Genomic DNA, 22668 nt, shown 5'->3' with positions numbered 1-22668 from the left:
TTCACCGTAACGCGAAGGGGACCCGCGGGTGCGGCGCAAGACCAGCCACGGTTCGATGGACCCATGGACGAGGTCACCGATCAACCGCCGGTCTGGGCCACTCCCGTCGACGAGGTCCTGGAGCGCCTGGGGACGTCGCGTGACGGGCTGACCGACGCCGAGGCCGAACGCCGGCTCGCCGACGTGGGTCCCAACCGTCTGCCGCCGCCCGAGCCGACCCCGTGGTGGAAGCGGGTGGTCGCTCAGTTCGAGGACACGTTGATCTACATCCTCCTGGCGTCCGCGGCAGCGAAGGCCGTCCTGGAGGACTGGGTCGACTTCACGGTGATCCTGGCGGTCGCGGTCATCAACGCCGCGATCGGCCTGATCCAGGAAGGCCGGGCCGAGAAGGCCTTGGCCGGCATCCGCACGATGCTGAGCGTGCAGGCCGACGTACGCCGTGACGGTGGCTGGCGTCGTGTGGACGCCGAAGCGCTCGCCCCCGGCGACGTCGTACGCCTCCGGGGCGGCGACAAGGTCCCCGCCGACCTGCGGCTCCTGGCGGCCTCGAACCTCCAGGTCGAGGAGTCCGCGCTCACCGGCGAGTCCGTGCCCTCCAGCAAGGACGTCGACGTCGTGGCCGCGGATGCAGGGGTGGGGGACCGCGCCGACATGGTCTTCTCCGGGACGCTCGTGACGCAGGGGAGCGGGCTCGGGGTCGTGACGGCGACCGGTCAGAGCACCGAGGTCGGCAGGATCCAGACCCTCGTCGACGAGGTCGAGCCGCTCGAGACCCCGCTGAGTCGCCAGCTCGACGCGTTCGGCAAGGCGTTGGCGCTCCTGATCGCCGTCATGGCGGTCGTGATGGTGCTCGTCGGCCGCCTCGTGCACGACTTCGACATCCCCGAGCTCGTGTCGGCGACGATCGGGTTCGCGGTCGCGGCCGTCCCGGAGGGTCTCCCCGCGCTGGTCACCATCATCCTCGCCCTCGGCGTCCAGCAGATGGCGCGGGAGCGGGCGATCACCCGCAAGCTTCCGGCCGTCGAGGCGCTCGGCTCGGTGACGACGATCTGCTCCGACAAGACCGGCACGCTCACCAAGAACGAGATGACGGCCCGCACCGTGGTGACGCGCGCGGCGGCGTACGAGGTCACCGGCATCGGGTACGCCCCGGACGGCGAGATCCGTGACGGCGGCGCGCCCGTGCGGTGCGAGGAACGCCCCGACCTCGCCGAGCTGGTGACCGTGATGGCGCGCTGCAACGACGCCGTCGTTCGCCGCGACGGGGACGACTGGACGCTCGTCGGGGTCCCGACGGACGGTGCGCTGCGGACGCTGGCTCTCAAGGCGTCCTTCGACGACCCGGGCGGCAGGCGCCTCGACGTGGTGCCCTTCGACTCCCAGACCAAGTACATGGCGACGCTCGACCGAGCGGCTGACGGCAGTCTGCAGGTGTCGGTCAAGGGTGCACCCGACCGTATCCTCGACCGCTGTGGTTCCCAGCGTGGCGCAGACGGGTCGACCGAGCCCCTCGACCGCGAGTGGTGGTCGGAGCGGATCGAGGACCTGGGCAGCCAAGGTCTGCGGGTCCTGGCTGCGGCGGTCGGCGCGCCTCGGCCCGGCGAGGAGGCCCTGAGCGACGAGGACGTCAGCCAGGGCTTGGAGGTGGTCGGCCTGGTCGGGATCGTCGACCCGCCACGCCCGGAGGCCGTCGCCGCGATCGAGAAGTGCCACCGTGCCGGGATCCGGGTCAAGATGATCACCGGTGACCACGCGGGTACGGCGCTCGCCATCGGGCGCGAGATGGGCATCGTGGAGGGTGAGGGGGTCGGTGTCCTGACCGGCGCCGAGCTCGAGGCGATGAGCACCACGCAGCTGCGGGAGGCCGTGCTGGAGGTCGACATCTATGCGCGGACGAGCCCGGAGCACAAGATCCGGATCGTCTCCGCCCTCCAGCACCACCGCGAGGTCGTCGCCATGACCGGTGACGGTGTCAACGACGCCCCTGCGCTCACCCAGGCCGACGTCGGGGTGGCGATGGGGATCAAGGGGACGGAGGCGACGAAGGAGGCGGCCGACGTCGTCCTGGCCGACGACAACTTCGCGACCATCGAGAAGGCGGTCGAGGAGGGCCGGCGGATCTACGACAACGTCCGCAAGTCGGTGCTGTTCCTCCTGCCGACCAACGGGGCGCAGGCCCTCGTGATGCTGGTGGCCGTCGTCTTCGGCATGACCCTGCCTCTCGAGCCGGTGCAGGTCCTGTGGATCAACATGGTGACCGCCGTGACCCTGTCGTTGGCCCTCGCCTACGAGAAGGCGGAGCCCGGGATCATGGACCGGCGTCCGCGCGACCCGGGTGCCTCGGTCGTCGACCTCGCCTACGGCTGGCGGATCGCGGTCGTGTCGGTCCTCATCGGCGGAGCAGCGCTGCTCGTGTTCACCACCACCTACGACGCCGGGCTGTCGCTGGACGAGGCCAGGACGGCGGCCGTCACGATGTTGGCTCTCGGCCAGCTCGCGTACCTGTTCAACAGCCGCTACCTCGACGCCTCGAGCCTGACGACGAGGGCGCTGCGCGGAAACCCCGCCGTCTGGATCTCCTCCGCGGCGATGGTCCTCGCCCAGATCGGCTTCGTCTATCTGCCGTTCATGAACACCTGGTTCGAGTCGGCACCGATCGGTCTCGACGTGTGGGGCTACACCGCGGCGCTGGCGATCGCGGTGTTCCTCCTCGTGGAGGTCGGCAAGGCGGTGGACCGCTGGCGAGGCGTCCATGGTGAGATCGGCGGATGATCCCCTCCTACGACGACGCGGTCGCGCTGGACGCGGCCGACCCGCTGTCGCGATTCCGCGAGGAGTTCCTCCTCGCCGAGGACCCGGTCGCCTACCTCGACGGCAACTCGCTCGGTCGACCACCGCGGCGGACCCTCCAGCGCGTGGAGGACGTCCTGCACCGCCAGTGGGGCGAGCGCCTGATCCGGAGCTGGGAGGAGGGGTGGCTGGAGCTTCCTGAGCAGGTCGGCGACCGCCTGGCGGCGGCGTGCCTCGGGGCCGCCCCCGGACAGACCGTGATCGCCGAGTCGACGTCGGTCAACCTCTTCAAGGTGCTCCACGCCGGCTGCGACCTGAGGCCGGACCGCGACGAGATCGTCGCCGCAGACGTGGACTTCCCCACCGACCGCTATCTCGTCGACTCCGTGGCGGCCTCGCGCGGGATGACCGTGCGATGGCTGTCCCCCGACGTGGTCGAGGGTGTCACCGAGGACGAGCTGCGAGCGGTGCTCTCCGACCGTACGGCGCTGGTGCTGCTGAGCCACGTCGACTACCGCTCGGGCGCGCTCCTCGACCTGCCGGCGACCACGGCGCTGGTCCACGAGGTCGGCGCGCTGGCGATCTGGGACCTGTGTCACTCCGCGGGCGTCGTCCCGATCGAGCTGGACGAGGCGGGGGTGGACCTGGCCGTCGGTTGCACGTACAAGTACCTCAATGCCGGACCGGGCGCGCCTGCCTTCCTCTACGTCGCGCAGCGGCACCTGGGGACCGTGCGGCAGCCGATCACCGGGTGGTGGAGCACCGCGGACCGCTTCGCGATGGGACCGACGTACGATCCCGACCGGTCGATCCGGGCGATGCTGTCCGGCACCGCGTACGTCCCTGGCATCGCCGCCGTCGACGCGTCGGTCTCGCTGGTCGCCGAGGCGGGGATCGACGCTCTCCGCACGAAGGCGGTCGCCCTCACGCAGATGTGCGTCGAGCTCGCCGACGCGTGGCTCGTCCCGCACGGCTTCGTCGTCGCGTCACCACGTGACCCGGCGCGGCGCGGGGCCCATGTCACGGTGCAGGGTCCCCAGGCTCGTGAGGTCGCTGCCTCGATGTACGCGGCCGCCGTCATCCCGGACTTCCGGAACCCCGACATGATCAGGCTCGGTCTCTCGCCGCTCACCACCTCCTACGCCGAGCTCTGGACGGCGATGGACATCACCCGCGAGATCGTCGGGGCCCTCTGAGCGGTCGGAGCCACCCCGCTCGGTGGCGTAGTCTGGAGTCACCGGTTCGACGAGCTCGCCCCCGAGCACGCCGCCGGCCGACCGAGAGCTGGTGCCTCGTGAGCGACCAACCCGAACCTGCTGCGACGACCACACCCGGACGCAGCCGCCGCCCCCAGCGAGACCTGAGCCGGATGGGCCTGAGCCACGACCGGCCCGAGCGTCCGCGCGTCTTCGCGTGGTGCCCCGGACCGGGCCGCACCTGTGCGCCGATCCTGGCCGCTCTGCGCGAGGCCGGGGTCGACTGCTGGATCGGCTCCCGTCGCGAGCCCGTCGGCAACTTCGAGGTCTCCCACCTCGAGGCCGACACCGATCAGGTCCGCAGCATCATCGCTTCGGTCGATCCCGACGCGGTCCCGCTGACCGTCGGACGCTGACGCGCCCCGGCCGCTTCGGCGGCCGGACGTGCAGAACCCCCGCACCCAGAGAGGGAGCGGGGGTTCTGCGGGTTCGAGACCCGATTCAGTCGGGTGTCAGAGCGGCCGGATGTTGGCGGCCTGCAGACCCTTGGGGCCCTGCTCGACGTCGAACTCGACCTTCTGGTTCTCCTCGAGCGAGCGGAAGCCCGAAGCAGCGATCGCGCTGAAGTGCGCGAACACGTCCTCGCCGCCGCCGTCGGGGGCGATGAAGCCGAAGCCCTTGTCGGCGTTGAACCACTTGACGGTACCTGTAGCCATGTTTCTCTCCTTCGGTCGTGCGCACGCTGTGTTAGCGAGCGACTGGTGTCGCGAGCACATCAACCTGGGAAAGAACGTTCCTCGCGAGCGAGGTCCAGATTCGAATCTGCGGCAATGACGTCATGCAACATCTCCGACGCTATCACCTCCTGGTTAACCGGTGGTGTCACCGCCCCGTCCTGGCCGGGTGAAGTCGGATGAGACGGGCGGTGCTGCTCTCGTCCATCTCGGCCACACCGTCGCGCGACTTGACGAAGTCGGAGAAGGAGCGGTAGCCCAGGGACTTCTCGTTGAAGGACGGATCCATCCGCTTCATCTGGCTCTTGACCGCGGAGCTGTGGAGCCAGTCAGCGTCGTCCTTCTCGTGGCCAAGACGCAGCGCGCGCTCGAGGAGACGTGTCGCCAGGTCCTGGGCGTCCTCGGGCTCGGTCTCGACGGCGTCGTCCGATCCCGGCTCGGCGAAGAGGGGCACCGTGGATCGTGCGGCCGCCTTGAGCGGGGCCTTCTTGGCGGCAGGTGCGCTGGGCTCCTCGGTGGCGGGCTCGGCCGATGCCGTCTGGGCGGACTTGGAGGTGCGCTTGCGGGTGGAGCCCCGCGCAGGCTTGTCCGGCGCCGGGGGAGGGGCCTCGACACCGGGAAGTGAGTCGTACGTCACCATCTCGTCGCACGCCGCGGCGAGCGACTTGCTCGTCGAGCCGGCCACCCCGACACCGACGACGTAGCGGCCCAGCCGCTTGCACCGCTGCGCGAGCGCGATGTAGTCGGAGTCGCCGGCGACGATCACGACGTGCGTGAGGTCGGGCAGACGGAACATGTCCTCCACGGCGTCGACCGCCAGGCGGATGTCAGCACCGTTCTTGCCGTAGGCCGCTGCCGGGAAGAGCTGGACCAGGTCCACGGCGCGGCTCACGAGCTGCCCGCGGTACTCCGCGTTGACCGGCGCCGACCAGTCGGCGTAGGCCCGTGTGAGGACCAGCGTGCCGAACGACGACGCGAAGTCGATGATGGCGCCGACGTCGACGGTCGCCCGTGCCAGCTTCTCGGTGACCTCACTGTCGGCGGCGGTCTCGTTGGTCGAGAACGCCCGCGCCTTGTCGCGCTGGAACTGGTTGCGTCCGTTCACCTGGTCGTACCGGGAGATGACGATGTTGTCGAAGTCGATGTAGACGGCGACGCGGGTTGCGCCCGGTTCAGGCATGCCTGCTCTTTCTGTCGGTGACGCGGGTGCGTCTCGTACACAGTCTGCCGGACGCTGCCGCCGTGCGGACGATGAGAGGATCGGCACATGAGTGAGATCACGGTCGGGGTGCTGGGCGCGCAGGGGCGGATGGGGTCGGAGTCGGTGCATGCACTCGAGGCGGCGGACGGCATCTCGGTGGTGGCGAGGATCGACGCCGACGAGCCCCTCGAGCAGCTCGTCGAGGCCGGTGCGACCGTCGCGGTGGACTTCACCAGCCCCGACGTCGTGATGGACAACCTGCGGTTCTGCGTCGGCCACGGGATCCACGCGGTCGTCGGCACGTCGGGCTTCGACGACGCCCGGATCGCCGAGGTCCGCGACCTTGTCGAGGCGTCACCCGGAGTCGGCGTGCTCATCGTGCCCAACTTCTCGATCGGTGCGGTGCTGATGATGCGGTTCGCCCGCGTCGCCGCGCCCTACTTCGAGTCGGTCGAGATCGTCGAGCTGCACCACCCGAACAAGGTCGACGCACCTTCTGGCACCGCGACCAGGACGGCGGAGCTGATCGCCGCGGCGCGGGCGGAGGCCGGGACGCCCCCGGTGCCGGACGCGACGACCTCCGACCCCCTCGGAGCCCGGGGAGCCGTCGTCGACGGGATCCACGTCCACGCCGTCCGTGCCCGTGGCCTGGTCGCGCACCAGGAGGTCGTGCTCGGTGACGCCGGCGAGACGTTGACGATCCGGCACGACTCCGTCCACCGTGAGTCGTTCATGCCCGGCGTGGTGGCGGGAGTGCGTGGCGTGGTGGACCGCCCGGGGCTGACGGTCGGTCTGGACGGAGTGCTCGGACTCGAGTGAGCGCTGCTGCTCAGATCAGCCTGACGAGAGCGGCGGTGAGCGCCGCACCGGCGACGACGACGAGGAACGGCGCCCGGAGCAGGAGCAGCCCCACCGCGACGCCGACACCGGCGACGCGGGCGTCGAGCACGAGGGCCTGACCGTCGGCGAACGCCTGGACCGCGACGAGGGCGCCGAGGAGCCCCACGGGGATCAGCGCCGCGACCCGCACCGTCAGCGGCCGCTCGAGGACACGGTCGGGCACCGACAGGCCGGCCAGCTTGAGCGCGTAGCAGGCGAGCGACGCGACGATCACGGCCCACCAGATCACGACGTGCCCTCCTCGGGCTCGTCACGGTGGTGACGGTGCTCGTGCGGGTCGTCCGCGTGCTCGAGAGCGTCGGCGACCTCGGCCTCGCTGGTGCGGCGGGTGAGCCACAGACCGACGAGCACGGCGACTGCACCGCCGACGATGATCGGCGCCCCCGCCGGCGTCAGCGGCACCGTCCCGATCGCCACCAGCGCTCCCACCGCCGCGACCAGCCGTTGGGGCCAGGCGGTGAGCCGGGGCCACAGCAGCGCCAGGAACGCAGCGGCGACCGCGGCGTCGAGCCCGTACGTGCGGGGGTCGCCGAGCGCGTTGCCGGCCAGGGCCCCGAGGAACGTCATGAGGTTCCACAGCACGAAGATCGACGTGCCCGTGACGTAGAACCCGATGCGGGCGTGCCGGTCGGTCTCGCGCGCGACCCCCATCGCGGTCGACTCGTCGATGACCAGCTGTGCGGTCACCAGCCGCCGCCAGCCGCGCACGCGCAGCCGCGGTGCGAGACCCAGCCCGTAGAACGTGTTGCGGCTGCCGAGGAGGAAGGCGGTGACCCCTCCCGTGACCGGGTTCCCGCCGGCGGCGACCACGCCGGCGAACGCGAACTGGGAGGCTCCGCTGAACATCAGCAGCGACAGCACGCAGGTCTGGGCCACGGTCAGCCCTGATGCGGTGCCGATGGCGCCGAAGGAGATGCCGTACACACCGGTGGCGAGGCCGACACCGAGGGAGTCGACGACGACGCTGCGGTCGCTGGGAGCGGGGACCTCAGCCGACATGCTGCGCGTGCCAGTCGAGGAGAGGGGTGAGCGTGCGCCAGTCGTCGGCCACCCGGGTGGCGAGCCCGGGAGTCTCCATCCAGCCCGGTGTGCCGTACCAGCGCATGAGCGTCAGCGTGTTGTGGCGCAGGAGATCGATGCGCGGATGGTCCGCCGGCCAGCCTCGCGGCCGGGTCTTGACCCGGTCACCACCGACCTCGAAACCCTTCGCGACCAGCGAGTCGATCAGCCGCTCGAGCGCGGAGCCCCTGCGTGGGTCGTCCACCGCCTGGCGGAACCGGTGCTTGCGGTCCGCCGTGGCGTCGTACCAGCCGGCGCCCACCCTGACGCCGGAGGCGTCGATCTGGACGTAGTAGCCGGTGGCCGGCGACGTCGAGACGAACGCGCCCTGGTGAGTCTTGTACGGCGTCTTGTCGGCACTGAAGCGGACGTCGCGATAGGGGCGGAACACCTTCGCGGGGCCGAACTCGTCGGCCAGCACCGCCGTGAGGGCCAGCATGGGACGCCGTACGAGCGTCTCGTAGTCGTCCTTGCGGGCGGTCCAGAAGGTGCGCGAGTTGTCGTTCTCGAGGTCTTCGTAGAAGTCGGCCGCCGCGACGGAGAACCCGACCGGGCCGTGGTCGCTGTCAGTCACCGTCACCCCCGAGGGTGGTGTGGAGCCTCACCTGCTTGAGCCGGACGCTGCCGTCGCCGACGGGGTCGACCTCACGGTGAGCGCCGTCGGGAGCCCACCCCGTGCTCGCGACGAAGGCGCGCAGGGCGTCGTCGCGGGCGTCGAGCCACATGGTCGCCCGGGTGAACCGGTCGGCCCGAAGGGTGTCGGCCGCCGCCTGGAGGAGCCGGGAGGCGTGACCGGTACGCCGGTGGTCGGGCGAGACCGTCAGCTCGCTCACCTCGCCGTCGGCGACCGGGTCGGCGTCGTCGTCGGTCGAAGGGCCCGTCACGGTGAACCCGCGGACGGTGCTGTGCTCCAGGGCGACGAGGACCCGGTTGCGTGCGTCGCCGGGACGGTCCAGGGAGGCGGCCCACTTCTCGGCGAAGAGCTCGGGCACGACCTGCTCGAGGAGCTCGGGAGGCAGCACGTCGGCGTAGCGCTCGCGCCACGCCGCGGCCTGGAGCGTCGCGATGGCGTCGGCGTCGGCGCTCCACGCGATCCGGACGCTGGTGTCGGCAGTGGTCACGCCTGCGATTGTGTCAGGTCGGTGCCGTAGCGTGACCACGTGCGCGCCTACCTCGACCTCGTCCAGCGGATCCTCGACGACGGCGTCCGCAAGGACGACCGCACCGGCACCGGCACGCTCAGCGTGTTCGGTCACCAGATGCGGTTCGACCTGCGTGAGGGGTTCCCCCTGGTCACCACCAAGAAGGTGCACGTGAGGTCGGTGGTCGCCGAGCTGCTGTGGTTCATCGCCGGCAGCACCAACACCGCCTACCTCAAAGAGAACGGCGTCTCGATCTGGGACGAGTGGGCTGACGAGCAGGGTGAGCTGGGCCCGATCTACGGCTACCAGTGGCGGTCCTGGCCGACGCCCGACGGCCGCCACGTCGACCAGCTCCAGGGCGTGGTCGACGCCATCGTGGGCGACCCCGACTCGCGCCGCCACATCGTGAGCGCCTGGAACGTCTCCGACCTCCCCGACATGGCGCTGGCGCCGTGCCACACGATGTTCCAGTTCTACGTCGCGCCTGGGGCCGACGGGGGCCCGGGCCGTCTGTCGTGCCAGCTCTACCAGCGATCCGGCGACGTCTTCCTCGGAGTGCCCTTCAACATCGCCTCGTACGCGCTCCTCACGCACATGGTCGCCCAGGTGACCGGCCTCGAGGTGGGCGACTTCGTCCACACGCTGGGTGACGCGCACCTCTACGTCAACCACCTCGACCAGGCGCGTGAGCAGCTCATGCGCGAGCCGCGCCCGCTGCCGCAGCTCGAGCTCGACCCGGGCGTCACCTCGATCGACGGCTTCACCCTCGACGCGGTCACGGTCACCGGCTACGACCCCCACCCGGCCATCAAGGCCCCCATCGCCGTATGACGCTCGATCCGGGCAGCGACGACGACACAGGGCGCGGCGGCCACCGTGCCCGCATCACGCTCGTCGCCGCCGTCGGGACCAACGGCGTGATCGGTCGAGACGGTGGTCTGCCGTGGCCCCCGACCGGTGATCTCGCTCAGTTCAAGGCGCTCACCACCGGCCACGTCCTGGTGATGGGTCGCAAGACGTGGGACTCGATCGGGCGGCCGCTCCCGCACCGCACCTCCGTCGTGGTGACGCGGCGCACGGGCTGGAAGGGACCGGACGAGGTCGTCGTCAGCCACGACGTGGACGGCGCACTCGACCTGGCATCCGAGCTGGACGACGAGGTCTTCGTCATCGGAGGGGAGCAGCTCTACGCGCAGTCCCTCTCGAGAGCAGATCGCATGGTCCTCACGCACGTCGACGCCGCCCCGCCTGGCGATGCCTGGTTCCCCGAGGTCGACTGGTCGCAGTGGCGCGAGGCCCAGACCGTGCCCTACGAGGGCTACCGGATCGTGACGTACGAGCGGGTGTGACCCAGATCACACGAGACAGTTCCCGATCAGGTGTAACACCGACGAGGGCTTCGACGATCTCCCCAGTGTCCCGGTCCTGTCCGGGCCCCCGAACGGACAGGATCGGGACATTCCATGTCCGCTTCCGGAGCCGGCGGCCGGTGCGGCGCTCGGTGTGTGGCGCCGGGAGCACAGCGCCACCCAGGCGGTAGCGTGGTCCACATGACCTCACCGCTCGCTTCTCCTGCGGCCCCGTTCGGCCGGGTGCTGACGGCCATGGTGACTCCGTTCGCCCCCGACGGCGCCCTCGACCTCGACGCCGCCGCCAAGCTGGCCTCGTACCTCGTCGACCAGGGCTCCGACGGTCTCGTGGTCAGCGGCACCACCGGCGAGTCACCCACGACCAACCCGGAAGAGGACGGTCAGCTCCTGACGGCGGTCCTCGAGGCCGTAGGAGACCGTGCGTCGGTCGTCGCCGGCGTGGGCAACAACGACACCCGCGCGTCGGCCCGCCTCGCCCGCCAGGCCGCGGCCGCAGGTGCTCACGGGATGCTTCTCGTCTCGCCGTACTACAACAAGCCGCCGCAGGCCGGGCTCGTCCGCCACTTCACGACCGTCGCCGACGCCGGCGGCGGCGTGCCTGTGATGCTGTACGACATCCCCAGCCGCTCGGTCGTCCGCATCTCCACCGAGACCTACGCCGAGGTCGCCCAGCACGAGGCGATCGTGGCCGTGAAGGACGCCGTCGGCGACCTCGCCGGCGGTGCTGCCGTGATGCGTGACACCGGGCTCGCGCTCTATTCGGGCGACGACGCACTCAACCTCGCATGGCTCGTCACCGGCGCCGCCGGCCTGGTGTCGGTGGTCAGCCACGTCGCCGCGGCGGAGTACGCCGCGATGGTGCGCGCGGTCGACGACGGCCGCCTCCGTGACGCCCGTGCGATCAACGAGCAGCTGCTCGACGTGGTGGCCGCTGTCATGCCGCCAAGCTCCCAAGGCGCGATCATGTCCAAGGCAGCGTTGCAGCTGCTGGGTGTGATCGACGACCGGACTACGCGTTCGCCCTACGTGGACGCGACTGACGAGCAGGTGGCCGAGCTGGCACGCGTGCTGCGTGACGCCTCCCTGCTGAAGGACTGATAAATGAGCCATCCTCATCCCGAGCTCGGCGCACCGCCGGAGCTCCCCGCCGACGGGCTGCGCATCATCGCGCTCGGCGGTCTCGGCGAGATCGGTCGCAACATGACCGTCTTCGAGCACGCCGGCAAGCTCCTCATCGTGGACTGCGGCGTCCTCTTCCCCGAGGACCACCAGCCAGGTGTCGACCTGATCCTGCCCGACTTCTCGCCGATCCGGCACCGTCTGGACGACATCGTCGCGATCGTCTTGACCCACGGTCACGAGGACCACATCGGTGGCGTCCCGTACCTCCTGCGCGAGCGCGGCGACATCCCGCTCGTCGGATCGCGCCTGACGCTCGCCCTGGTCGACTCGAAGCTCCGCGAGCACCGTCTCAAGGACGTGCCGAAGTACGTCGTGGCCGAGGACGACACCCTGTCGCTGGCGCCGTTCGACCTGGAGTTCATCGCGGTCAACCACTCGATCCCGGACGCTCTCGCCGTCGCGATCCGTACCGAGGCCGGCCTGGTCATCCACACCGGCGACTTCAAGATGGACCAGCTTCCGCTCGACGGCCGCATCACCGACCTGCGGGCGTTCGCGCGGCTGGGGGAGGCCGGGGTCGACCTCTTCCTCACCGACTCCACCAACGCCGACGTCCCGGGCTTCACGACGACCGAGCGTGACATCTCGCCGGTGCTCGACCGCGTCTTCGCGCAGAGCCAGCAGCGCATCATCACAGCCTGCTTCGCCTCGCACGTGCACCGCGTCCAGCAGATCCTCGACGCCGCGGTCAAGCACGGCCGCAAGGTCGCCTACATCGGCCGCTCGATGATCCGCAACATGCAGATCGCGCGCGACCTCGGCTATCTCCACGTCCCCGACGGCGTGATCGTCGACGGCCGCAAGATCTCCGACTACCGGCCCGAGGAGCTCGTCCTCGTGTCGACCGGGTCGCAGGGCGAGCCGATGGCGGCGCTGTCGCGGATCGCGGCCAACTCGCACGACTCCGTCCGCATCGAGCCCGGTGACACGGTGGTGCTGGCGAGCTCGCTGATCCCCGGCAACGAGAACGCCGTCTACCGCGTCATCGACGGCCTCATCCGGCTGGGGGCGCGCGTGGTGCACAAGGGCAACGCCCTGGTCCACGTCTCCGGCCATGCGTCGGCGGGCGAGCTCCTCTACTGCTACAACATCGTCAAGCCGAGCAACGTCATGCCGGTCCACGGCGAGATGCGTCACCTGCACGCCAACGCGGCGCTGGCGCGGGCGACGGGGGTCGAGCACGACCGCGTCGTCATCGCCGAGGACGGGTTCGTGGTGGACCTCGTCGACGGTCGCGCCAAGGTCACCGGGAAGGTCGACTGCGGCTACGTCTACGTCGACGGCTCGTCGGTCGGAGACATCACCGAGTCCGAGCTCAAGGACCGGCGGATCCTCGGCGAGGAGGGCTTCGTCTCGGTCATCGTGGTCATCGACTCCTCGAGCGGCAAGGTCGTCAGCGGTCCGGAGATCCAGGCTCGCGGCTTCGCCGAGGACGATTCGATCTTCACCGAGATCGTGCCCCGGATCGAGCAGGCGCTGGCCGACGCCGTCAGCGACGGCACGTACGACACGCACCAGCTCCAGCAGATCATCCGCCGTACGGTGGGCCGCTGGGTCTCGGGAGCGCACCGCCGGCGCCCGATGATCGTGCCCGTCGTCCTCGAGGCCTGAGAGACGTCTCGGCGGCCTCTCGTGGCGGCGGCGGTTGTCCGCCGCCCGTGAGGTCGTCCGAGCCGTCCGGTCGGACCCTGGGGCCACCCAGGGGGTGAGTTCTCCCCGCTTCGCACTGGCCGGCCGCAGGCTCGCCAGGCGGTCAGTCGGCCGGACCTGCCTGTTCGCGACGTTGGAGCTCGGCGGTGATGTCGGCGAGGTCCTTGAGCAGCTCCGCGTCGCTGCGATCAGCGAGGGCACCACCGCTCGGGTCGGCGCCGTCCGACGGAGCGAGGACCGGCCCGGCTCCGTTGCCGTCGACCCCGGCCTGCGCGCCGCACTGGATGGTGCGGCCGTCGAGCGCCTTCAGGCACGCTTCACCCTCGCTGGGGATCTCGATCCGGTACGCGGGAGAGATCACGTCGGCCGCCTCCATCCCGAGCGTGGCCACCCACATGTCGGCGCTCGTGGGGACGACCTCGAGCATCGTGGCCTTGCGGGTCGCGAGGACGGAGACGTTCTGGAAGTTGGTCAGCGTCTTCGAGATCCGGCCGCGCAGGCCCGACTCCGCCGGGACCTTGTGGACGGTCAGCGTGGCGAGTCTGCCCGGCTCGGTCCTGTCCGCCGCGATCGTGGAGACTCCGACGATCGACTGAGACCCGGAACGGTCGCTCGATGCACGGGTCAACGGCGTCACGTAGTCCATCCCGCCCTTGGCGCGGACGAGGGCGAACTCACCGGTGTTGGCGGCCCCCGCCTCGCCGACGGCGTCGCTGTCGGCGTACCCGGAGCGGTGCCTGACGTAGTCCCAGAACGACCCAGCGGCTCGTGTCGACTCGCGCTGCTCGGCAGCGAGCGAGATCGGATAGACCGGCCCGTCGATCCCCTTCGCGGTCTTGTCGACACGGACGCTCCCGTCGGTCTCGACGATCGCGACGCCGGCGGGGACCTGGTGCGACGCCCAGTGACCGCTCCACCGCGTGAGGGGCACGACGATCCTGGCTCCGTCGCCGTCGCACAGCCCGAACATGTCGGACTCGTCCCACACGACGGGGGCGAAACGGCCCCAGGTGTCGATGACCTGCCCGGTGATCGCGCGGCCGAGGTTGTGGCTGAACTTCCCGCCGAACTTGACCCCCGAGTGCTCGTCGTCGAAGGCGCACGACGTGTACTCGCCGTCGGTGTCGCGGGAGACGACCTTCGCGTACCCCTTGTTCCATCCCTTGCGGGGGACGATCGCCGTCCACTCTCCGTCGACGTGCTTGATCGCGGTGGCGCGGTCGGACGCGATCACGTCACCGATGCCTTGTGAGACGTTCGACCTCGCCACCTCGTACGGCTCACGAACCTCGTACCCGCCCTGAGGGTCGTCGGTCTCCACGACGGACGCCTCGTACACGCCCTTCGCTGCGTGCCATCCGACGGTCAGCGTCGAGTAGACCCCGAAGGCCACCCATCCGACCGTCAACGCGATCACGAGCACGACCATCCGCCTCCCGCGCAGGTCGGTGACGAGCGCCAGCAGGACCAGGAGCACCGCGGTGAGCGTCACCGGCGCGGCGGCGTTGTAGGCGACGCCGCGCAGGAACCCGAACCAGTACGGGGCGATGAACAGCAGCGCGAGGCCGATCAGCGCGAGAACCGCGTAGACGATCAGCAGCGCCGTGGTCACCGGAAGGCGGAGGCCGGTCTCCTTGCCTCTGCGCTTGTCGAGACGTGCACGCGCATACGCTCGCGGGCCATTCTTCTTGTCGGCGTCGCGACGACTCACGTGTGCCTCTTCCGCTGTGGGACGATTCGCCGGTCATCTTCGCAGCAGCGGATGGACGGACGGAGACCGCCACCGTCCCGAGATGATCTGGCCCGCTCAGCCGTCGCGACCGGCATCCTGCTCGACGTCGCGGTCGGCGCGCAGGCGGGCGTTCTCGTCCTCCAGCTCGAGGACCATGGTGATGCCCGCGAGGTTGAGCCCCGAGTCGAGCAGCGCCACGATCCGCCGGAGCCGTACGACGTCGTCGTCGCTGTAGCGACGCGTGCCGCCGCTGGTCCGGGCCGGTGCGACCAGACCTTCGCGCTCGTAGACGCGGAGGTTCTGGGCGGCTGTGCCCGCGAGCTCGGCGGCGACCGAGATCGCGTAGACCGCGCGGTCCCGCGCTCGACCAGTCATCTGTCGACCCCTCTTGCATCGTCTTCAACTCTGCGGTATATAAAAAGTGTAACAGCCAATATAGGTCATGCGTGAGGCATGAAAGGTTCTGTGGAGGTGATGATCATGCTCATGCGCACCGATCCGTTCCGTGAGCTCGACCGTCTGACTCAGCAGGTCTTCGGGACCGCCGCTCGTCCGGCCGGGATGCCGATGGATGCGTGGCGCGAGGGCGACTCGTTCGTCGTCGAGCTCGACCTGCCGGGCGTCGACCCGGGCTCGATCGACATCGCCGTCGAGCGCAACGTCCTGACGGTCCGCGCCGACCGTCCGGCCCGCGAGGGCGTCGAGGAGCTGATCGCGGCCGAGCGTCCGCGCGGTGTGTTCAGCCGGCAGCTCATCCTCGGCGACACGCTCGACACCGAGCGCGTCGAGGCGCGCTATGCCGACGGGGTGCTGCGGGTGACGATCCCTGTCGCGGAGAAGGCGAAGCCGCGCAAGGTCGAGATCCAGCACGGCGAGGACACCAGCCGCGCGATCAGCGCCTGAGCGAGCGCGGGGGCGGGGGCCCACTGCGGGCCCTCGCCCCGGCGCGTCCGCACGACGACGAGGTGGGCCCGCGACGAGCAGCCCGTCGCACGGCGTGGGCTACCGGACGGGTGCGGCTCTCAGGCTTAGAGTCGCCCCCATGGCGAGCCGTACGTCTTCCCCACCGCGAGGGTCGTCCAAAAAGAACTCGCGGTCGTCCGGTGGCCAGGGCCGTCGTCCGCAGCAGCGTGGGCAGGGTACGACCAGGCGTCGTCCCGCTCCGCCGCCGCGTTCGGGTCCTGGTCCGGTCCTGCGTGCCCTCAGCGCGCTCGGGAGGGGGATCGCGGCGCTCTGGATGGGCCTGGCCCGCATGCTCGGCGCGATCGTGCGGAGCGTCGGGCACGCTGCTCGTGACCTCGAGCCGGAGCACCGTCGTGACGGTGTCGGGCTCGTCCTCATCGGCGCCGGCGTCGTCGTCGTCGGCGCTGTGTGGTTCCAGGTCGACAGCCCGTTGACCAAGGCGGTCGGCGAGGCGGTCTCCAACAGCGTCGGCCTGCTCGCCTGGACCGTGCCGCTGGCGCTCTTCGTCGCCGGTGGACGCACGATGCGCAACCCGGAGGCCAACGGGCCGCCCGGACGTCAGATCATCGGGTGGGCGTCGTTGTCGGGTGGAATCCTCGGCATCGTCTCCATCGCCAACGGCATCCCTGCGCCGTCGGAAGGTGACGGGGCGGGGATCCGCGATGCCGGCGGCGCGATCGGCTACGGCGTCTCCAAGCTCCTCGACGACCTGCTGCGCACGCCGTACGTGACCGTCCCGCTGCTGGTCCTCCTCACGTTCTTCGGCCTGCTGGTCATCACCGGCACCCCGGTCTACCGGATCCCCGAGCGCCTCCGCTCGGCGCGCGACCTCCTCATCGGTGCCAAGCACGACGCGGCCGACGGGGACGAGGACGCGGCCGCTGCCCAGTCGGGTCGGAGGCGACCCTCGAGGGGTGGCCCCGGCAGCGACGTCCCGTACGACAACCCGCTGGTCGGCGGGCCCGGCGACGAGCCGACGGTCGCGACGCCGACCCGCAAGGGCAAGGTGCAGAAGTCGCCCGAGGACGACGACACCGTCTCCGTCACCCCGGCGGCCGCCGTCAAGGACGACGAGCCTGTCGAGCTCCCGCCCATGACGCCTCTGCCGGCGCGCGCTGAGCAGCTCGCGCTCTCGGGCGACATCGTCTACACGCTCCCCGCCAACGACATGCTGCGCGAGGGCACCCCGCACAAGGCGCGCACCGCCGCCTCCGACGCTGTGGTGGCACGGCTGACCACCGTGCTCGAAGAGTTCAGTGTCGATGCGGAGGTCACCGGCTACACGCGTGGTCCGACCGTCACGCGCTACGAGATCGAGCTCGGCCAGGGCGTCAAGGTCGAGAAGATCACGGCGCTCGCCAAGAACATCTCCTATGCCGTCGCCTCCAACGAGGTGCGGATCCTCTCGCCGATCCCGGGCAAGTCCGCGATCGGCATCGAGATCCCCAACACCGACAAGGAGACCGTCTCCCTCGGAGACGTGCTGCGCTCCAACCGGGCGCGCAGCGACCATCACCCGATGGTCGTCGGGCTCGGCAAGGACGTCGAGGGTGGCTTCGTCGTCGCCAACATGGCCAAGATGCCGCACCTCCTGGTGGCCGGTGCCACAGGCTCGGGCAAGTCGAGCTTCATCAACTCGATGATCTCCTCGGTGCTGATGCGGGCGACCCCCGACGAGGTCCGGATGATCCTCGTCGACCCCAAGCGCGTCGAGCTCACCGCGTACGAGGGCATCCCGCACCTCATCACGCAGATCATCACCAACCCGAAGAAGGCGGCGGAGGCGCTGCAGTGGGTCGTGCGCGAGATGGACATGCGCTACGACGACCTCGCCAACTTCGGGTTCCGGCACATCGACGACTTCAACAAGGCCGTCCGCGCCGGCACGGTCAAGGTGCCGCCGGGCAGCGAGCGCAAGCTGGCTCCCTATCCGTACCTCCTCGTCGTCGTCGACGAGCTCGCCGACCTCATGATGGTCGCCCCGCGCGACGTCGAGGACTCGATCGTCCGCATCACCCAGCTCGCCCGCGCCGCCGGCATCCACCTCGTGCTCGCCACCCAGCGGCCCTCGGTCGACGTCGTCACCGGTCTGATCAAGGCCAACGTGCCCAGCAGACTGGCGTTCGCGACCTCCTCGCTCGGTGACAGCCGTGTGATCCTCGACCAGCCCGGCGCGGAGAAGCTGGTCGGCGGCGGTGACGGGCTGTTCCTCCCGATGGGCGCCAACAAGGCGGTCCGCATGCAGGGCGCCTGGATCACCGAGAAGGAGATCCACGAGGTCGTCCAGCACTGCAAGGAGCAGCTCCAGCCGGTCTACCGCGAGGACGTGACCGCGCCCCAGGCCAGCAAGCGCGAGATCGACGACGACATCGGCGACGACCTGGAGCTCGTGCTGCAGGCTGTCGAGCTGGTCGTCAACACCCAGTTCGGGTCGACGTCGATGCTCCAGCGCAAGCTGCGCGTCGGATTCGCGAAGGCGGGTCGCCTGATGGACATCCTCGAGTCCCGCGGCGTCGTCGGGCCGAGCGAAGGATCGAAGGCACGTGACGTGCTGATCAAGCCCGACGACCTCGACGAGGTCCTGGAGACGTTGCGAGGGGAGTGACATGACGGATCACCTGGAGGAGGAACGTGCCGCGGCGGAGCCGATCGGCGGTGCGGTGATGCGTGAGGAGGTCCTCGAGGTGCGCCGCAGCGCGGGCGCGCTCGCGATGGTCGCCGTCGGCGCGGCCGCACTCGCCATCCTGTACGGCGTGCGAGCGGTCGGCGGCTCGCCGGTCCTGGCACTGATCGTGCTCGTGCTCGCTGCCATCGCGGTGGTGGCGGGGGCAGCGTGGTGGGACGCACGCAGCCCGCTGCTGGTCGCCGACGGACTGGGCGTCCGGTTCCGGCACGACCGTGAGTGGCGTGGTCTCCCGTGGGGTGAGGTCGACCATGTCGTGCTCGTCGAGCCGAGCGGACTGCTCCGCGACGGCGCCCTCGAGGTCGTGGCCCGCGACGGCACGGCGTACGTCGTACCCCTGGGTCTCGCCGTCCGCGTGAGCGACGCCGACATCGCGCAGGCACTCATCGCGCTGTCCGGCGACGAGCATCTCCTCGTGCGCCAGGCGCCGCAACCAGAGCCCGACGCCCGTGAAGGGGAGGCCGAGCCGGCCGAGCCCGAGCCGGATGAGCCCTCGGCGCGCGAGGCGGAAGCCGCCCCGCGGCCAGCGCCCGTCCCGCAGTCTGACGTCCACCGGGAGCCGCCCGAGGTCGCTGGTCACGACGTGCCACGGACAGCCTCGTCGAGTCCTCTCGATGGCGGTCCCTCCGCGCCGGCGCGGATCGATCTCGGTCTGGTCCAGAGCGCCGGTTCGTCGGCCTTGGCGCCTGGGTTCCGCGTGGTGACCGCCCTGCGGGCCAGCGGCGGCCGTCCCGAGCTCGTGATCGACCGTCCGATCGAGGAGTCGGCGCGAGCCGACACGGCAGGGCGGGCAGATCCCGTCACCGAGGTCGCGCCCGCCACTGAGCGTGTCCCGGAGATCGACGCCCCTGCGCCGCCCGGGCCTGGCGCCGAGCCGGCCGAGCCCGTCCTGGGCACGATGCTGCGCGAGGCTCGCGGGCGTGCCGGCGTGAGCATCGACGACCTCGCCGCCCGCACCCAGATCCGCCCGCACGTCATCGAGGCCCTCGAGGACGGCGACACCGGGGTCTGCGGGGGCGACTTCTACGCCCGCGGGCACCTGCGCGCGATCGCCCGCGTGCTCGGCACCGACGCCACACCCCTGGTTGAGGCCTATGACGCGTCGTACGCCCAGGGGCCGGTCCCGGCCCGCGCGGTGTTCGAGGCGGAGCGTTCGACCGGCGGGCAGACGATCCGTGTGGCGCGCGGTGGCCGCAGCTGGGTTGCCCTCACCGTGGTCGTCCTCGTGCTCGCGATCATCTGGGGGATCGGCCAGCTCGTCGTCGGGGGCGAGGGGGACGCGCCTCCGGCCGCCGTCCCGACCGACGCCGCACCCGCTCCGGCGGACCCGTCGGCGCTCGCCGGCCTCGGAGCGCCGACGACGAACCACCTGGTCATCCGTGGCAAGGAGCGCAAGCCCACGAAGGTCACGGTCACCGACGCACGAGGCACCACGGTGTGGTCCGGTGAGCTGGCGAGGTCCGAGTTCCGGCGGGTCAGCGTGGTCGGGCCGGCGAAGGTGAGCCTCGGGCGCGCAGACGCGGCCACGGTGGCCGTCAACGGAGGCAAGGCCCGCCACCTGGAGGAGGGCTCCGGCAAGGTCAGCGCCACCCTCGGGAGGTCTTGAGGCGTGCCGCTAGGCTGGGCAGAGGCCCGCGGCCGCCGGGTCACCGACGGACCGGCCGCCCCTGTGAGCCGCCCGAGGAGACACGATGAACGGCACGCCGACGTCCGCCGCCGCGCAGACGCCGAGCATCTACAACATCGCCAACGCGCTGACCGTTCTCCGGATCGCGTTCGTCCCGGTGTTCGGTTGGCTGCTGCTGATCGACGGTGGCGAGAGCACCGGCACCCGGCTCGTCGCCTGGGCGGTGTTCGTGGTCGCGATGGCCACCGACCGCATCGACGGCAACCTGGCGCGGAGCCGTGGTCTGATCACCGACTTCGGCAAGATCGCCGACCCGATCGCCGACAAGGCGCTGACCGGGATGGCGTTCGTCGGTCTGTCGATCATCGGTGCGCTCCCGTGGTGGGTCACCATCATGGTGCTCGTGCGCGAGTGGGGCATCACGGTGATGCGGTTCGCCGTGCTCCGCTACGGGGTCATGCCGGCCTCCCGTGGTGGCAAGCTCAAGACTGTCCTCCAGGCGGTCGCCCTCGGCATGTACCTGTTCCCGATCGAGGCGCTGCTGCCCGACTGGACGATGTGGCTCGCGTACCTCACGATGGCGGCTGCCGTCGTCGTCACCATGGTCACCGCCGTCGACTACATCGGGCAGGCCGTCCGCATGGTCCGCGGCTCCCGGTCCGCGAGACGCTCTGCGGATCAGGTGCCCGGCGAGCCGCGCTGAGGCTGCCGTGACGTCGTCGGTTGACGTGCCGGCCCTGGTCGATGCGCTGCGACAGACGGGCGCGACCGTCGCTGCGGCAGAGTCCCTGACCGGTGGTGCAGTGTGCGCGCGGCTGGTCGACGTCCCAGGGGCGTCCGACGTCGTCCGCGGCGGAGTGGTCGCGTACGCCACGGAGCTCAAGGCGACGCTCCTCGGGGTCGACGAGCTCCTTCTCGCCACCCGCGGACCGGTGGACTCAGCCGTCGCCGAGGCGATGGCTGCCGGCGTCCGCGAGCGGCTCGACGCGGTGTACGGCCTCGCGACGACGGGGGTCGCGGGGCCTGGCCCGAGCGACGGCCAGCCGGCGGGCACCGTCTATGTCGCCGTCGCCGGGCCACAGGGCTCGAGGTGGGAGCGGCTCGCGGTCGAAGGTGACCGAGCGGTCGTCCGGAGCACCACGGTGGACGCGGTGCTGGCGTTGCTGGCCGACGTCCTCGGTGTCGACTGAGCGACCATGAGGCAGTCACTCGGCGGTCCGTTCCCCCTAGGGAACCTGGTGCGCCTAGAGTGGTGGGAAGAACACGGCTCGACGAGGAGTTGTACCAAGTCCGAGAGCGGAGGTGTGAGATGACGGTGCTGCGACGTCTGATCGGTGAGGTCTTGCGGGCCCGGCGGATGGCCAGAGGGCTGACGCTGCGCGACGTCTCCGCCGCCGCGCGGGTCTCCTTGGGATATATCTCCGAGGTCGAACGCGGTCAGAAGGAGCCGAGCTCCGAGCTGCTCGCTGCCCTCTGCGACGCTCTCGACGTCCCGATGTCACAGGTCCTGCGCGACGTCAGCGCCCTCCTGGAGATCCAGGAGCAGTCGACCCTGGAGGCGTCGATCGCCCTGTCTCCGGAGTCCGACTCCATCGGCGTGCGCTGATCCTCCCACCGCTTATCGGCGTTCAGGGGCCGGGCGGTCGGGCGCCGGCTGGCAGCGCGGGCACCAGTACGTGACGCGCTCCTCCACGCCCCCGGTCTGCGTGACCACAGGCGCGCGCCGCTCGACGCGGGCGCCGCAGCGGCGGCACGGCTCACCACCTCGGCCGTAGACCCACGTGCGCTCACCCCGACGGCGTACGCCGGTGGTCACGATCTCGGGGAAGTCGCGGTTGACGAGCAGCATCCGGCGCACCGTCCGGACCGTACGGCCGAGATCGGGGTCGTCGGCCACCGTGAGGTCGGGATGGAGACCGCGCACGAACATGACCTCGTTGCGATAGACGTTGCCGATCCCGGCGAGGTTGCCCTGGTCGAGCAAGGCGTCGGCAAGAGGGCGGTCGGGGTCCGACCGCAGCCGCCGCAGAGCCTCGGCCGCGTCGAACTCCGGGTCGAGCAGATCGGGTCCGAGTCGTGCGACGACCCGGTCCTCCTCGTCGCGAGTCAGCACCGCCACGACGCCGAGTGCGAACCCGACGGCCTGGACCGACGCCGTCTCGAGAACCAGCCGAGCCTCGTGGGCAGGGCGACGCCATCGCGCGCCGCGGGCGTACACGTCCCACCTGCCCTCCATCTTGAGGTGCGTGTGGATGCTGAGGTCACCTACGTGCGCGAAGAGGTGCTTGCCCCGGCTCACAACCTCGTGAACGGTCTCGCCCGAGAGGTCCACGGTCGCGAAGTCGGGCACCCGGAAGTCGCTGCGGACGAGCGTCCGGCCGCCCAGCGCCTCGTCGAGCCGTCGGGCCGTCCGCCAGACCGCGTCTCCCTCGGGCACGC

At 70.6% G+C, this 22668-nt stretch carries 23 protein-coding genes; 14 read left to right on the top strand and 9 right to left on the bottom strand.

Annotation, left to right across the window (positions count from 1 at the left end; translation table 11 throughout):
• The first annotated feature begins 63 nt into the window (after positions 1–63).
• From KV097_RS05860 to KV097_RS05850, 3 genes are all read left to right on the top strand, one after another.
• A complete protein-coding gene (locus KV097_RS05860; RefSeq protein WP_220365352.1) occupies positions 64–2772 on the top strand; it encodes an HAD-IC family P-type ATPase in 2709 nt (902 codons plus the stop codon).
• On the top strand, positions 2769–3986 hold the full coding sequence (gene kynU, locus KV097_RS05855) for a kynureninase (protein ID WP_220365351.1): 1218 nt from the start codon (positions 2769–2771) through the stop codon (positions 3984–3986). Before KV097_RS05860 ends, kynU begins: the two co-directional genes overlap by 4 nt.
• 98 nt (positions 3987–4084) lie before the next feature.
• Positions 4085–4402 carry a hypothetical protein gene (locus tag KV097_RS05850; protein ID WP_220341347.1) on the top strand — a complete coding sequence of 106 codons (318 nt, stop codon included), beginning with the start codon at positions 4085–4087 and terminating at the stop codon, positions 4400–4402.
• Positions 4403–4498: 96 nt separating this feature from the next.
• Here the strand turns inward: KV097_RS05850 and KV097_RS05845 are convergent, their stop codons facing one another.
• Positions 4499–4702, bottom strand: coding sequence for a cold-shock protein (locus KV097_RS05845; RefSeq protein WP_220341348.1), 204 nt, complete (start codon positions 4700–4702; stop codon positions 4499–4501).
• A 166-nt stretch (positions 4703–4868) separates the two neighbouring features.
• Positions 4869–5900, bottom strand: a complete 1032-nt coding sequence (locus KV097_RS05840) for an NYN domain-containing protein (RefSeq protein ID WP_220341349.1) — start codon at positions 5898–5900, stop codon at positions 4869–4871.
• 87 nt (positions 5901–5987) lie between these two features.
• On the opposite strand from KV097_RS05840, the gene dapB reads away from it, so the two are divergent.
• Positions 5988–6740 carry a 4-hydroxy-tetrahydrodipicolinate reductase gene (gene dapB, locus KV097_RS05835; protein WP_220365350.1) on the top strand — a complete coding sequence of 251 codons (753 nt, stop codon included), beginning with the start codon at positions 5988–5990 and terminating at the stop codon, positions 6738–6740.
• Between the two features lie 10 nt (positions 6741–6750).
• Here the strand turns inward: dapB and KV097_RS05830 are convergent, their stop codons facing one another.
• The 4 genes from KV097_RS05830 to KV097_RS05815 are packed head-to-tail and all read right to left on the bottom strand — an operon-like array spanning position 6751 to position 9001.
• Complete coding sequence (locus KV097_RS05830) at positions 6751–7050, bottom strand: AzlD domain-containing protein (protein ID WP_220341351.1); 300 nt, start codon at positions 7048–7050, stop codon at positions 6751–6753.
• On the bottom strand, positions 7047–7820 hold the full coding sequence (locus KV097_RS05825; RefSeq protein WP_220341352.1) for an AzlC family ABC transporter permease: 774 nt from the start codon (positions 7818–7820) through the stop codon (positions 7047–7049). The genes KV097_RS05830 and KV097_RS05825 overlap by 4 nt, the downstream gene beginning before the upstream one ends.
• Positions 7810–8454, bottom strand: coding sequence for a DUF2461 domain-containing protein (locus tag KV097_RS05820; protein ID WP_220365349.1), 645 nt, complete (start codon positions 8452–8454; stop codon positions 7810–7812). The genes KV097_RS05825 and KV097_RS05820 overlap by 11 nt, the downstream gene beginning before the upstream one ends.
• Positions 8447–9001: a GNAT family N-acetyltransferase gene (locus KV097_RS05815; RefSeq protein ID WP_220346971.1), complete on the bottom strand. Its 555-nt coding sequence runs from the start codon at positions 8999–9001 to the stop codon at positions 8447–8449. Before KV097_RS05815 ends, KV097_RS05820 begins: the two co-directional genes overlap by 8 nt.
• A gap of 39 nt (positions 9002–9040) precedes the next feature.
• On the opposite strand from KV097_RS05815, the gene KV097_RS05810 reads away from it, so the two are divergent.
• The 4 genes from KV097_RS05810 to KV097_RS05795 all read left to right on the top strand — a co-directional run bounded on the left by KV097_RS05810 (position 9041) and on the right by KV097_RS05795 (position 13185).
• Positions 9041–9853, top strand: coding sequence for a thymidylate synthase (locus KV097_RS05810; protein WP_220365348.1), 813 nt, complete (start codon positions 9041–9043; stop codon positions 9851–9853).
• A complete protein-coding gene (locus KV097_RS05805; protein ID WP_220341356.1) occupies positions 9850–10371 on the top strand; it encodes a dihydrofolate reductase in 522 nt (173 codons plus the stop codon). Before KV097_RS05810 ends, KV097_RS05805 begins: the two co-directional genes overlap by 4 nt.
• Positions 10372–10572: 201 nt before the next feature.
• A complete protein-coding gene (gene dapA, locus KV097_RS05800; protein WP_220365347.1) occupies positions 10573–11490 on the top strand; it encodes a 4-hydroxy-tetrahydrodipicolinate synthase in 918 nt (305 codons plus the stop codon).
• Positions 11491–11493: 3 nt separating this feature from the next.
• Positions 11494–13185, top strand: coding sequence for a ribonuclease J (locus tag KV097_RS05795; RefSeq protein WP_220341358.1), 1692 nt, complete (start codon positions 11494–11496; stop codon positions 13183–13185).
• Positions 13186–13327: 142 nt separating this feature from the next.
• Here KV097_RS05795 and KV097_RS05790 read toward each other — a convergent pair whose 3' ends face one another.
• Together KV097_RS05790 and KV097_RS05785 are read right to left on the bottom strand one after the other, a co-directional pair.
• Positions 13328–14935 carry a hypothetical protein gene (locus tag KV097_RS05790; RefSeq protein WP_220365346.1) on the bottom strand — a complete coding sequence of 536 codons (1608 nt, stop codon included), beginning with the start codon at positions 14933–14935 and terminating at the stop codon, positions 13328–13330.
• A 96-nt stretch (positions 14936–15031) separates the two neighbouring features.
• A complete protein-coding gene (locus tag KV097_RS05785; protein WP_220341360.1) occupies positions 15032–15331 on the bottom strand; it encodes a MerR family transcriptional regulator in 300 nt (99 codons plus the stop codon).
• A 105-nt stretch (positions 15332–15436) separates the two neighbouring features.
• Here KV097_RS05785 and KV097_RS05780 point away from each other — a divergent pair, with 105 nt between their 5' ends.
• The 6 genes from KV097_RS05780 to KV097_RS05755 all read left to right on the top strand — a co-directional run bounded on the left by KV097_RS05780 (position 15437) and on the right by KV097_RS05755 (position 21835).
• Positions 15437–15859 (top strand): Hsp20/alpha crystallin family protein, encoded by a 423-nt coding sequence (locus KV097_RS05780; RefSeq protein WP_220365614.1) that lies wholly within the window; start codon positions 15437–15439, stop codon positions 15857–15859.
• A gap of 139 nt (positions 15860–15998) precedes the next feature.
• Positions 15999–18524 (top strand): DNA translocase FtsK, encoded by a 2526-nt coding sequence (locus tag KV097_RS05775; protein ID WP_220365345.1) that lies wholly within the window; start codon positions 15999–16001, stop codon positions 18522–18524.
• Between the two features lies 1 nt (position 18525).
• Positions 18526–20208: a helix-turn-helix domain-containing protein gene (locus tag KV097_RS05770; protein ID WP_220365344.1), complete on the top strand. Its 1683-nt coding sequence runs from the start codon at positions 18526–18528 to the stop codon at positions 20206–20208.
• 85 nt (positions 20209–20293) lie between these two features.
• On the top strand, positions 20294–20932 hold the full coding sequence (gene pgsA, locus KV097_RS05765; protein ID WP_220341363.1) for a CDP-diacylglycerol--glycerol-3-phosphate 3-phosphatidyltransferase: 639 nt from the start codon (positions 20294–20296) through the stop codon (positions 20930–20932).
• 7 nt (positions 20933–20939) lie between these two features.
• Positions 20940–21419, top strand: a complete 480-nt coding sequence (locus tag KV097_RS05760) for a CinA family protein (protein ID WP_220341364.1) — start codon at positions 20940–20942, stop codon at positions 21417–21419.
• Positions 21420–21538: 119 nt separating this feature from the next.
• Positions 21539–21835 carry a helix-turn-helix domain-containing protein gene (locus tag KV097_RS05755; RefSeq protein WP_220341365.1) on the top strand — a complete coding sequence of 99 codons (297 nt, stop codon included), beginning with the start codon at positions 21539–21541 and terminating at the stop codon, positions 21833–21835.
• A 12-nt stretch (positions 21836–21847) separates the two neighbouring features.
• Here the strand turns inward: KV097_RS05755 and KV097_RS05750 are convergent, their stop codons facing one another.
• Entirely contained in the window at positions 21848–22666 is an 819-nt protein-coding gene (locus KV097_RS05750) for a DNA-formamidopyrimidine glycosylase family protein (RefSeq protein WP_220365343.1), read from the bottom strand.
• Positions 22667–22668 lie beyond the last annotated feature (2 nt).

The organism is Mumia sp. zg.B17, assembly GCF_019550915.1.
Classification (GTDB): Bacteria; Actinomycetota; Actinomycetes; order Propionibacteriales; family Nocardioidaceae; genus Mumia.
Note: the sequence above shows the minus strand (reverse complement) of the source record. Positions and strands in the feature narration are given on the sequence as shown.